This is a genomic window from Cytophaga sp. FL35 (genome assembly GCF_014349235.1).
Lineage (GTDB): Bacteria > Bacteroidota > Bacteroidia > Flavobacteriales > Flavobacteriaceae > Euzebyella.
The window spans coordinates 37,978-50,826 of record NZ_JACSOH010000019.1 but is presented as its reverse complement, the minus strand read 5'-3'; the positions used below and the strand labels follow the sequence as shown (position 1 = coordinate 50,826).

The following is a 12,849-nucleotide window of genomic DNA, read 5'->3' as shown; positions in this document are numbered from 1 at the left end:
TCACTATAATTTTCGCCCCTTTTCCTTCCTATAAAATTTATTAGCCTACCAAAGGTGGCTTATCCGTTATAAAAGGTTGGTTATAATAACGTCTACCCGTTGCCTTGTACAAAGCGTTGGCCAAGGCGCCCATAATTGGAGGAAAAGGCGGTTCGCCCATACCAGTTGGATCTATATCGTTCTTTACAAAATGCGTTTCTATAGCTTTAGGTGCTTCTGCATGGCGAATTAGACGGTACCTATCAAAATTAGTTTGTTCTGCAGAACCATCCTTAAAAGTTAATCCACTATACATAGCATGCCCAATACCATCTACGGCCCCTCCTTCAGATAAGTTGGCCGCTGCACCCGGGTTTACCACAATGCCACAATCAATTGCCGCCGTAACTTTTTCTACCACGGGCTTATCGCCTTCCATTACAATATCCAATACCTGGGCTACATAACTTTGGTGACAGAAATAAGCGGATACCCCACGGTGAATACCTTCTTGATTTTGACCCCAATTAGCCTTTTCCCGTACCAACTCCAATACCCCTGCGTAACGCGAAGCATCATAATCATTGGATTCTGGATTACCAACAGGATTCTCCTCTGCACGTTTGAGCAGTTCCAGTCTAAAATCAATTGGGTCTTTTCCCATCTCCTCTGCCAGTTCATCAAGAAACGATTGTTCTGCTCCAGCAATAAAATTGGAGCGCGGTGCCCTAAATGCCCCTGTAGTGATGTTGGTATCTACCGTAAAATCTTCTGCTAGGTAATTATCAATGGCACCAGCCGGAAAGCGGTTGGCAAACAAAGGACTTTCTGGGATGCCTCCGGCCCTTACGTGAAAACCAATTAGGTTATTATCTGCATCCAAGGCCGCCCTATAAGTAGCATAATACGCTGGGCGATAAATTCCTTGGGTCATATCATCTTCACGGGTGTACACCAATTTAACCGGCGCTTTCATCCGTTGGGAAATGGCGGCCACTTCTACCATAAAATGTCCGTAAAGCCTACGCCCAAATCCACCTCCTTGACGCGTCATTTGTATATCCACTTTTTCTAAGGGTAGGCCCAAACGTTCTGCCACGGCAGGTTCCATCCATTCCGGGGTCTGGGTAGGCCCCAACAATTCTGCATGGTCTTCCGTCACATGGGCAAAAAAGTTCATTGGTTCCATGGTATTATGTGCCAAAAAAGGGCAACTATAGCTGCGTTCCACAATTTTGGCCGCATTTTTAAATGCCTTTTCAGGATTACCATCTTTGCGGGCCACTTTAGCATTGCGCGCTATCAATTCCTTCAATTTGGACATGTGCCCCTCAGAATTTTCCATTCCAGCAGGGTGTTTCACTTCCATTTGATTACCGAACATGGACATTTTTTGGGTAACATCAGGAGCGTCTTCCCATTCCACTTCAATTGCCTTTTTTGCCTGAAATACCTGCCATGTAGATTCGCCCACTACCACCAATACTTCATTAAACGCCGTAAAATGGAACGCCATTTTATCAAAATCGTCTTCATATAATTTTAGGGAAAATACCTCCTTAATACCCGGCATTCCCATAGCCGCATCTGCATTAAAAGACTTGAGCCTTTTTCCAAATGCTGGCGGATGCACCAAACCGGCAATCAACATTCCCTCTCTTTGAACATCTAGACCAAACAAAGGTTTTCCGGTCACTATTTTTTTTCCATCTACATTTTTTCGAGTGGTGCCAATGATGGAGAAATCGGTAATCTCCTTGAGTTCCACTTGCTCCGGCACCTCTAATTGGGCTGCAGCGGAGGCCATATCGCCATAACCTGCCGTATTACCACTAGCCTCATGGGACAAAACACCTGCAATAGCGGTTATCTCACTTGCAGGTACTTGCCATGCCTTTGCGGCAGCCTCTTTTAACATTTGACGGGCCGTTGCACCTGCCATACGCAAATTTTGCCAAGAGCTACTAATAGACCTACTACCACCGGCTACCTGCCAGCTGTATAAATTAGTGTTCAAGGGTGCTTGTTCTACCACCACGTTTTTCCAATCTATCTCCAGTTCGTCCGCAACGATCATGGGCATAGACGTGCGTACGTTCTGCCCTATTTCGGGATTTGGAGACATGATGGTGACCACGCCATTATCCCCTATCTTTAGATATCCGTTAATTTCGAACCACTCTTTGGGCATTTCCAATTCCATGCCAACGGCCTCGGCAACTTTAGGCTTACAGGAATTGAAAAAACTGAATCCTAAAACCAATCCACCCCCGGCCAAACCGGTATTTCTGATAAAGGCCCTACGGCCCAATGTTGATTTTACTAGTGTCATCTTTTTTCGTTTTAGGGTGAATTACGAATTGTTTTCAGCAGCTATTTTCACGGCCTTTTTAATACGTGTATACGTACCACAACGGCAAATATTTCCGTGCATAGCACTGGCAATCTCATCGTCCGTAGGGTTAGGATTATGCTTCAATAAGGCAGAAGCGGTCATTATTTGCCCGGCCTGGCAGTACCCACATTGTGGCACATCAACTTCTAGCCAAGCTTTTTGCACTGGATGGTCGCCATGTTCGGACAATCCTTCTATGGTCGTAATTTCTTGTTCCCCTACGGCCGATACAGGCAGTTGGCATGAGCGAACCGCATTATCGCCTAAATGAACCGTGCAGGCCCCACATTGGGCAATACCGCAACCAAATTTGGTACCTACCATTTGCAAGTGGTCTCGTAACACCCAGAGCATGGGTGTAGCCCCATCTACGTCTACCGTTTGGGTTTTTCCGTTGATTTTTAGATTGAATGTTGCCATTGTTTTGAGTGTTTGTTTGAAGGTACTGAATTATCCTTTTGGATGCATTCTAAATTATTGATTCTCCCGTTGTTATTCTGTTAAATCTTCATAATTGAACCTTTACAGTTATTGGCAACTAAAATACCCGTAAACTGCGTAATGGTTCAACCATTAATTAGTTTAACCGTTCTGCCACCTTATCATAATATGCTTGGCTTACTACTTCGGTCCAAACCGTAGGGGTTTCTCCGCCATAAATGGCCAAATAGGTTACATCTTTATGCTTGGATGAGGAATGCCAATGTTCCGTATTCTTTTCGCACCTAATAACGTCTCCTTCTTTTACCAGTACTGCTTCTTTTCCTTTTTCCTGGTAATACCCTACCCCATCCACAATAATCAATACTTGAACCGACTCATGTTTGTGCCAATCTAATGTTGAATTGGCTTTAAACGTTGCTTTGGTAATGTTGTAGTCCAAATCACCATCTGCCCGTAGCAACGGGTTTAACCATGCGGCTCCAATGTAGTGGGTGTTGGGTGCTTTTACCCCTTCAGTTTGGTAAGAAGATATGGCATAATCTGTTTTTTGGGCAAAGACACCCGTGGTATAACAGATAAGACCTAGCATTAGCATTGTAAATTTTCTAAAATTGCTATTTGTTGTTTTCATTGTATTTTGATTTTATTTTTAAAATTACAGATTATCCCTATGGTAAATTGTATTACCTATCTACCAAAGCCGTTTCTGGAGTTCTTACCCCCACCAATGGTATTTTCTCAAATTGGGTTCTAAACTCAAGAAGTTCTTCTGGAGTGAATTTTACCGTAAGGGCACCCATATTTTCTTTCATGTGATGTAATTTGGTAGTACCAGGTATGGGTACGATATACGGTTTTTGTGCCATGACCCAAGCCAAGGCAATTTGCGCCGGGGTAGCTTGTTTTTTAAGAGCCCATTCGCGTACCAAAGAGAGCAAGGGCATGTGCGCTTTAATAGCTTCTGGAGTAAAATAAGGCACAGAAGAAAAACGGGAATCATCTGAAAAACGACTGTATTCATTGAACTTATCGGCTAAAAAACCTCTATTGACCGCGCCCCAGGGCACAAAACCAATACCTAGTTCACCACAAGTATCGATTACCTGATTTTCCAACACACGCTCTATTAAAGAATATTCACTCTGTACGGCGGTAACCCTTAGTTCCGTATGTGCTTTTTTTATGGTAGTGGGAGAAACTTCAGACAATCCAAAATGCAACGCTTTGCCTTCTTTAATCAATTCTTTGACTACTCCGGCCACTTCTTCTACTGGAACATCCGGGTCTACACGGTGTAAATACAATAAATCTATCCTATCTGTCCGCAGCCGTTTCAACATCCCTTCCACTGCTTTTCTAATGTGTTCTGGTTTACTGTTTCTACCAGCGCGATTTCCATTGGTAAAATCAAATCCAAACTTGCTGGCAATTACCACCTCATTCCGCACTGGTTGCAAGGCTTCGCCAACCAATTCTTCATCCGTAAATGGGCCATAAACCTCTGCGGTATCAAAAAAAGTAACCCCCAAATCTACGGCGCCGCGTATAACCGGAATCATTTCTTTTTTATCCCTTGGCGGATTGTAACTACCGCTTTTCATACTCATACAACCTAGACCTATTGCCGAAACCTCCAAATTACCCAACATACGTTTTCCTTCTGGCAGGGTTAAATTGCTGCTTGCTCTTTTTGGCGCAGCTGCCGTTGCATTGGCCGCAATGGCCAATCCACCTAATCCTAAAATAGATTTTAAGGCAAAATCCCTTCTACCTTCATTTGTTTGTTTAGAGTCTTTCATATCTTTCGTTTTTTGTTCGCTTTTAAATTAGTACTTCCAAAACTGTAGTTTAGGGAGATGTTCCATGTAAAATCGTCTTCGGGAACAATTTGGGTGTCTATGGCTTTGTTTAAAATGGACGAAATGGAAAGGGGGAAATTCTTTTTTGCCAGGGTGATAAAACCAACCACATATACCCCGTCTATGCTGTCCATACGTAAATAATAGGCTTGCGGTGATATATTTAAGTAATAGTCTTTTGCTATACCTATGTTATTAAAGTAGGAAGTGAACACTACAAAATTGGTCTGTTTTACACCATCATCAAACCCACGACCGTGCAAATAATACAAGCCAATACCTATATTTTTGCCCAACTTATAGGTGGGTACTATCTCTGCAGCTACATAGCGACGAGATTCTAATATGTTTTCTTGAACATCATTACGGATTATGCTAATGGTTCTAAAATTTAAGGCTGGATGCGCCCCGACCCGCAAGGAGAATTTTTCTGTCTGAATTGCCCTGTAGCGAAACCAAAATAAAAAAGACCACGGTTTACCTTCCAATGCAAAGCGCATATCGGGCTCAAAACTTACCCGACCTTTGGTAAACTTCAAGTCGAACAACAACGCAGGATCGCCCAACGAAAAAGAAGGCACCAACGAAATTCCGTTATGGGTTATGCTGGCCGTTCCCCTAAAATCATCCAGAAATTTTTGTTCTTCTTCTTGGGCATTTGCAGCAGTGACCACAAAAACAAGTACAGCTATAAGTTGCTTAGAATGAAAAGGTTTCATGTGCTTTTTTCAATTTAGACCAAAACTAACCAACTAATTAAGAGCAAGTACTACCCAGATTACGGATGTTTATACCATTATTACGGATTTGGTATTATTTGATAGGCAAATGTTTACCTTTAAGCTATAAAGCCTAGAAAATCATGGAAAACATTTACCACATTAAATCTGTTGCTGATTATTTTGCATGGCGAAATACGAAACCTACACATCCTTTGGTGGGAATTTTAGATTACGAAAAAACCACGGCCTACCCAGATTATTCTTATGATGGATTACACTTTGATTGCTATGCCATTTTTCTAAAAATGGCCAAAAATTGCAAGCTAAAATACGGAGGTGGTGCATATGATTTTGACGAAGGTTCCATGGTGTTTTTAGCGCCCGGACAACAGGCCGGAATTAGCTATGACCCCAATTACGTACCCAAAGGGTATGCACTAATTTTTCATCCAGATTTATTGTTGGGCTCAGACTTGGACCGCAAGATGAAGAGCTACAAATACTTTTCATATGGGGTTAAGGAAGCTTTGCATTTATCTGAACGGGAACAGGCGTTGGTGTTGAGTGTTATGGACAAGATTCAGTTTGAGTTGGAACAGAACCTGGATAAGCACAGTAAAAAATTGATTGTTAGCAATATTGAATTGCTGTTGGATTATTCCCTTCGTTTTTACGACCGACAGTTCTTGACCCGGGAAATTCCGCATCAAAGTGCCTTACAAAAGTTCGATAGTTTATTGAACGATTATTTAAACTCTGAAAAGCCCCAAAAATATGGTTTACCCTCTGTGGGTTATTTTGCGGACCAGTTAAATTTATCGTCCAACTATTTTGGGGATTTGGTTAAAAAAGAAACGGGTAACTCTGCCCAAGAATACATACAGACCAAACTTATAGATGTAGCTAAAAGCAAAGTGTTTAATCCTGATAAATCCGTTAGTGAAATTGCATATGAACTGGGCTTTAAATACCCACAACATTTTAGCCGACTTTTTAAAAAGCAGGTGGGGCATTCGCCTAAGGAGTTTAGGCAGTTAAATTAATAAAAAAATCCAGTACAAGACTGGATTTTAGACGGTGTAAAAAGGTTAACATAAGTTAGTCTATCTCAATGATCATGGCCGTTTTTGCAGGTACATTGATCGTATTGGCATTCTTAAATTGTTTACCGGTTAGCACATCTTTACCATTTACACTACCTTTTAATATTTCCTGATAATCAGCAACATCTAATAGCTTGGCTTTCGCATCTTTATTTAAAACAACCATTACCTTTTTGTGCTCATTGTACCTAAAATAAACATAAATGTTATCCTTTGGAGCAAAATGGATAAGCTTTCCGTTGTGGATAACCTCAGCATTTTTTCGCCAATTAAATAACTTGCTCAAATAAGCTTTTGCATCTTTTTGTTCTTTTGTGAGTCCGTCTCCGGTGAAGGCATTTACTTTATCTTTTGCCCATCCGCCAGGATAATCCGTTCTGATAATGCCATGATCTTCGGTGCCTTTGTTTCCCATTAAAATTTCCGTACCATAATAAATTTGAGGTATACCGCGAACGGTAGCAACATACGTCAATGCTAATTTTACCAAATCTGCATCTTCATTTAGTTGGGTGTAAATACGGCTCATATCATGATTATCTGGAAAAACCACCAAGTTATTTGGGTCTGGATATAAATAATCTTGACCCAACTCCTCATAAACCGCATTCCAAGAACGGGCGTCGTTTAAAGAGGTACTCAAGGCGTGTTGAATTGGAAAATCCATCACACTTTTTAATTCAGAAGTGTAGCCATTGGTATTCTCCTTGCCTTTTTGCCAATACGATACAATAGTGGGGCGCAGCACCCACTCTTCCCCTACTATATTAAAATCTGGATATTCTTTCATCACAGCGGCCGTCCAATCTCGCATAAAATACATATCTGGATATGGATAGGTATCCATACGAATACCGGCAATACCAGAATATTCTATCCACCACAAGGTATTTTGTATTAAATAGTTGGCCATAGACGCATTACGCTGATTTAAATCTGGCATGGTGGGCACAAACCAGCCATCAAAAAATTCTTTGGTGTCCTTTTTAGTAGCATAGGGGTCCAACACTACCGTTTTTTTATGATTGGTTTGGGTGTAGGTATCCCATTGGTTGATCCAATCTTCCGATGGTAAATCTTTCATCCACCAATGTTCCAATCCACAGTGGTTAGCAATCATATCCATAATTACCTTCATTCCCTTTTCAGAAGCTTTCTCTACCATCTCTTTATAAGACGCATTGCTTCCGTAACGTGGGTCTACCTTATAAAAATCCGTGATGGCATACCCATGATAGCTATAGCTGGGCATGTTGTTTTCGAGGATAGGATTGGTCCAAATGGCGGTAAATCCCATATCCTTAATCGCATCTAAACTATTAACAATACCTTGCACATCCCCGCCGTGTCTACCGCCTTTATCTTTTCGGTTGGGTTGTTCTACCATGCCCACAACTGCGTCATTTTCTGGGTCTCCATTTACAAAACGGTCTGGCGTTATTAAGTAAATGGCATCAGCACTATTAAAACCGGCTATGTTTTTACGGTTGTTTTCACGTGCTTTCAGCTCATAGGATTGAACGAATTCAGTAGTGCCATTTTTCCGGAAGTCCAATTGCAAATTTCCCGGTTGGGCCTGTTCACCTATTGCAATGGTTACAAATAGGTAATTGGGGTTGGCTGCTTTTTTAACGCTTTGTAATTGTACGTTTTCATAGGTTTTTAGTCTTACATCGTTGGCCGCAATGTCTTTTCCATAAATCAACAATTCTACCGAATTATATTCCATACCCACCCACCAATTGGGCGGTTCTACTCGTTCTATGGAATTTTGGGCGGTAAGGTGTGTACAGAAAAACACCAATGCCATTAGCAGGGTGGTTGCAGTTTTCATTGTAGTATTTCAATTTAAGTTGAGATAGCTAAACTACTGAGAACCTGCCGTGGTATCGACTTAAATTATAAAATGGGCAGTCTTATCCATAAAATGACACCTTTTATAAGGACATCTAAGTGGATGCTTGCTCCAAATCGTTAAAATATTCGCGCGGCGACTTATCCGTAACCTTTTTAAAAGACCGATTAAATGAGGATTTGGAATTAAAACCAACTGCCAGAGCGATGGCCAAAAAGGTTTGGTTCTTATATTTTTCGTCTTGTGCCCTTTCAATAAAATCCTGAATTCGGTAGTGATTCACAAAATCCCTAAAATTCTTGTTGAAACCGGAATTTATGGTCCGGGAAAGCGTGTGAACATTTGAATTCATCCGGTCCGCCAATTCAGGCAAACTTAACTCTGGATTCAAATAAACCTGCTCTTCGGTCATCATTTTATGTAATGCTTCCTTTAGTTCTTCAAGCTCTTCAGATTCCATTTGCGGCTTCTCTGCTTCTGGTGCCTCCTCGTCTTCTTGCTCCGGCATCCTAAAAATCTGTGGCTGTTTGATAGCAAAATACCCCAAAAAGAATACCACTACTGAGAAAACTATCCAAATACCATCAATAAAGAAATTAGTAAGAGTATTGACAGGTTGCTCCGTAAACGTACCGTATACGTCCACTAAAACAATGACCGTCCATAATATCAGGCAAATCCCTAATATGATTAGAATTGCATTGAGATATCTAATATTCTGGTCCGTGGAAAAGGTATGCTCAATATTTTTAAAGTAGTTTCTGATAATACCCTTAATCCGAAACCAATACCAAACATTAAATACTAATGCCAGCAATACAATCACCTCATATACAGAATAGGGAGGAGAATCCATAGACTGAAACAAATTCTGCTCTATAAAGGTGTGTGTAGGTTTAAAAAAGAAACTGATATAAATAATGCATTGCACCAGAAAGGGTATATAATGTGGCCAATAGTCCCAAATTGTTTTTTTGGCATGATGCAGTAATCGTTTGATATAAATTAATAGTGTTGGCCCATATAGGAAAAAAACCAAATCTGTCAACAAGGATAGTTTTGGATAATTGGTATAAATAACTCGGTCGTAAATAACCACCCTGGCAATTAATGTAAAGGAGATTACAAAGATGAGCACACTAAGCGCTTGGTTGGCCCATTTGTTATTGTTTTGATTGGAATTAATGATGAAAATGAGGAAAAATCCTTGGAGTGCGGTTAAAACCAATAGTAAGGTATACGGATTGAAAATACCGTACGATTGGTCTTCCCAGTAAGAAATGGTGTCCTCAACCACCTGATCGGGCTTGACCTCAGAGAGTTCAATAATTCTATTGGGTCTCGGTCTACCGTAACTGTTTCCTTCTACGGTGGACCAATTTCCCCTGGTGAATTTATACTCCAACCTATCATAATACACAGGTATGGCAATCTCATAATCACCGTTTCCCTTAGATTTTAACCTGTAACGCTCATCACCAGGAACCCATCCATTAAAATTACCACAGATGTAAAGGGATGTGTTGGGGGGCGTATTCTGAGGAATGTCTACCACTTTGATGGACAGCCATTGTTTTTCCGCAGCTGTATTCAATTTATCCGTCCATCCTGCTACCTGTAGGGTTTCGGTTTGCGGACCGACTTGATTGAAGGAAAGCTTTCTAACTTTCAGAGGTTGACCGTCTTTTTGTACCTCCACAGTTTCCCAGCTACCTCTCGTAATTTTATAGGAAATCCAAGAATTCAAGAACCGCTTATCAGAAAGCCTATACGTTCCATCAGCTTGTCTATTGAAAGCATACTTTTTATCCGATGGATTCCAGTCATTAAACGAGCCTGTTAGGAATAGGGTATCGTTAACGCTTGTTTCGGGCGGTACATAATCCACCACAAATGTAGTCTGGGCACCTAATTTTGACGCGCCAAGTAGGAAAAAGGCAATTAAAAACATAGCTCTCGAAATCTTTAAAAAGATTTCAAGACCTACCATGCTACCTTTATTAGGAATACTATTAGCGTCCATTTTAATTTAAAAGGTGATTCTGATTGAATGCTTGCAAAGCTACAAATTAGAATCAGTTTTATGCTCCGATTCGCCGGGCTTTCAACGGAATTTGAAGTAAAAAGGACGAAACCAAAAAAGGGTTGCCAATTACGGCAACCCCTCTCAATTAAAACTAATAAACAACCAACTATCTTCTATCTTTAATTCTGAACGATATTAAAGGTATTTGCATTTAAGTTCAATGTAAGGGTATAATTTCCAGCAGCGGCAACGGCAATATTTGCTCCATCTTGTTCTACACTACCATCTGCGTTATTATCTCCTAAATTAACGGCCCAATCATCATTAAATCTAAATTTCATTTCACCAGCCACTAAATCCAAGGTAATGGTCCAAACTTGATTAATAGTATCATATGTCATGTTGGTATCAGCATCCCAACCACTAGGCGTAGCACTACCTATAACACCCCAATTACCAAGGGTAAATGAATTGTTTGCCACATCTAAGTCTATTTGGTAGCTACCCGCAGTTACAGCAATATTATCACCACCATTATCCAACACACCATCTGCGCCAGTATCCCCTAGGTTTACATCCCATCCATTATTGGCTCGGAATTTTAATTCACCATCTGTAAGCGTAGTTGTTACCGTCCAAACGTTTCTATCAAAATCATAAGACATATCCGTATCTGGATCGTCCCAACCGTTAGGCGTAGAACTACCTATAATTGCCCAAGTGTTGGCAGACCAGGTATTATTGGCCAAGTCAACATTTATCTCATAATCTTGAGGTCCTGCCAAAACTATGTTATTACCAGGCGAATCCAATACACCTGTAGTACCATCTCCAGCATCTGCGTAAATTCCATTATCCCAATTTGGAGCATCTGTAAATTTAAATTCGTTACTTGCTTCTGTAAAACGAACGTGACCGCTAAACGTACCGGCTAAGTTTGGTAATTCTACAGCATTTAAGGCAGGAGCAGATGATGGGTCCCATCCTTGGTAACCTCCTGGCACATATAATACTTCTGGGAAAGCCAACTGTTCGTCTTCTGTAGCTGCCCAAATGGCATAACCGTTGGCTGGGGCTTTTAATGTAACCAAACCACTAGCATCTGATTGCTCAAAAATTAAATATTCTTCTGTGTAATCTTTAATATTGGCACTAGCCCAATGCGTTTGTACTTCTCTGGATACTTCTTCTCCACTTAAGTTAATATATAATACCAAGCCTGGTTTTTCTGCATCGCCACCACGAGTAGCCACAAACTCTTGGTTAGAAACATGATTCACTGTCCAATCCCCAGCAGCTAATTCTGAACGAATCTGAATTAACTGGTTGATTTTAGCTTTTTGCTCTTCACCGCTATCCTCATAGTGCGAATAGAATACACAAGGATATCCTGGAGCACTCATAATATATGCATAAGCATGGGTTTCAAACGCATCTGGAAATTCATTACTACCATCTCTAGCTTCCGTATCATGGTTACCCACAAAAGTTACCGCTTTCTCTGGCATGGTAGATAGTAAGCTAGGTTTTACCAACTCGTTTAAATTACCGTTTAAAAAGGCATTGCGCATATTAAAGAAGTTAGGAAAATCAAAAGCGTTGGCACCAGAGGCTTCAACCCATGGACCAACTACACCTTCTACATTGCCATCAAAATTTTCACCTACGCTATAACCTCCAACGGTAGCTATCCAATCTTTAACAACATCTGGAGAAAAACCTTTTACAAAATCGAATCTCCAACCGTCAATTTTCAACGTATTCATGTAGTAATTGGCTACCGATTCTTCGGACTGCCATAACCAATCGCGCACATAGTCATTCTTTAAATCCAAGTCTGGAAAACCACCAAATCTACCTTCATCCTTTAAATTTTCTGCATTAGGCAAGTAGTTCAACCAAGTTCTATTGAATAATCCAGAAGCCGGTTCAAACAAGGTATAGGTTTCAATTTGTCTAAACTCGTTGTACTCTAACTGTCCACCAGAATTGTGGTTTAGTACGATGTCTGCAATAACCGCAATATTATTCTCGTGCGCAGTACCAATCATATTTTCCAATTCTGCACGATTACCAAAACGGGTTTCTACAGTTCCATGCTGTTGAAAGTCACCAAAATCGAAGTAATCCGCCGGGTCGTACCCCATAGAAAAACCACCACTTTGACCTTTAGAGATTGGCGGAATCCAAATAGCATCAATTCCGTTGGCTGCCCAGCTGTCTAGTTTAGATTCTACATTGTTCCACCAAATTCCCCCCTCGGTAACGTCCCAATAAAAGGCTTGCATCATAACACCATTACCCGGTACTAATGCATCTGTTCTACCGGCTGCCGAGCCAGAAGGTAAATCTTCTGCATCGTTAGCTTCTTTAACTTTTAAGGGCGAAAAATCATCGTTAGTACAAGCTGCGAACACAAAGGTTAACGCAGCCAGACTTAGATGTATATATTTTTTGATTTTCATA

9 protein-coding genes are annotated in these 12,849 nt (G+C 40.8%); 1 reads left to right on the top strand and 8 read right to left on the bottom strand.

Annotation, left to right across the window (positions count from 1 at the left end; all coding sequences use genetic code 11):
- Positions 1 to 40: 40 nt before the first annotated feature.
- The 5 genes from BIZ36_RS14935 to BIZ36_RS14915 form a co-directional block, all read right to left on the bottom strand.
- Entirely contained in the window at positions 41 to 2,311 is a 2,271-nt protein-coding gene (locus BIZ36_RS14935; RefSeq protein WP_187458694.1) for a xanthine dehydrogenase family protein molybdopterin-binding subunit, read from the bottom strand.
- A gap of 21 nt (positions 2,312 to 2,332) precedes the next feature.
- Entirely contained in the window at positions 2,333 to 2,794 is a 462-nt protein-coding gene (locus BIZ36_RS14930) for a (2Fe-2S)-binding protein (RefSeq protein ID WP_187458693.1), read from the bottom strand.
- 157 nt (positions 2,795 to 2,951) lie between these two features.
- On the bottom strand, positions 2,952 to 3,449 hold the full coding sequence (locus BIZ36_RS14925) for a cupin domain-containing protein (protein WP_286174819.1): 498 nt from the start codon (positions 3,447 to 3,449) through the stop codon (positions 2,952 to 2,954).
- A 52-nt stretch (positions 3,450 to 3,501) separates the two neighbouring features.
- Positions 3,502 to 4,617 carry an aldo/keto reductase gene (locus tag BIZ36_RS14920; RefSeq protein ID WP_187458692.1) on the bottom strand — a complete coding sequence of 372 codons (1,116 nt, stop codon included), beginning with the start codon at positions 4,615 to 4,617 and terminating at the stop codon, positions 3,502 to 3,504.
- Positions 4,614 to 5,396, bottom strand: a complete 783-nt coding sequence (locus tag BIZ36_RS14915) for a hypothetical protein (protein WP_187458691.1) — start codon at positions 5,394 to 5,396, stop codon at positions 4,614 to 4,616. Before BIZ36_RS14915 ends, BIZ36_RS14920 begins: the two co-directional genes overlap by 4 nt.
- A gap of 143 nt (positions 5,397 to 5,539) precedes the next feature.
- Here BIZ36_RS14915 and BIZ36_RS14910 point away from each other — a divergent pair, with 143 nt between their 5' ends.
- Complete coding sequence (locus tag BIZ36_RS14910; protein WP_187458690.1) at positions 5,540 to 6,442, top strand: helix-turn-helix domain-containing protein; 903 nt, start codon at positions 5,540 to 5,542, stop codon at positions 6,440 to 6,442.
- Positions 6,443 to 6,497: 55 nt separating this feature from the next.
- On the opposite strand, the gene BIZ36_RS14905 is transcribed toward BIZ36_RS14910, so the two are convergent.
- The 3 genes from BIZ36_RS14905 to BIZ36_RS14895 all read right to left on the bottom strand — a co-directional run bounded on the left by BIZ36_RS14905 (position 6,498) and on the right by BIZ36_RS14895 (position 12,848).
- Entirely contained in the window at positions 6,498 to 8,336 is a 1,839-nt protein-coding gene (locus tag BIZ36_RS14905) for a glycoside hydrolase family 13 protein (protein ID WP_187458689.1), read from the bottom strand.
- Positions 8,337 to 8,451: 115 nt separating this feature from the next.
- On the bottom strand, positions 8,452 to 10,380 hold the full coding sequence (locus tag BIZ36_RS14900; protein WP_187458688.1) for a helix-turn-helix domain-containing protein: 1,929 nt from the start codon (positions 10,378 to 10,380) through the stop codon (positions 8,452 to 8,454).
- Between the two features lie 182 nt (positions 10,381 to 10,562).
- On the bottom strand, positions 10,563 to 12,848 hold the full coding sequence (locus tag BIZ36_RS14895) for an alpha-amylase domain-containing protein (protein ID WP_187458687.1): 2,286 nt from the start codon (positions 12,846 to 12,848) through the stop codon (positions 10,563 to 10,565).
- Position 12,849: the final 1 nt, after the last annotated feature.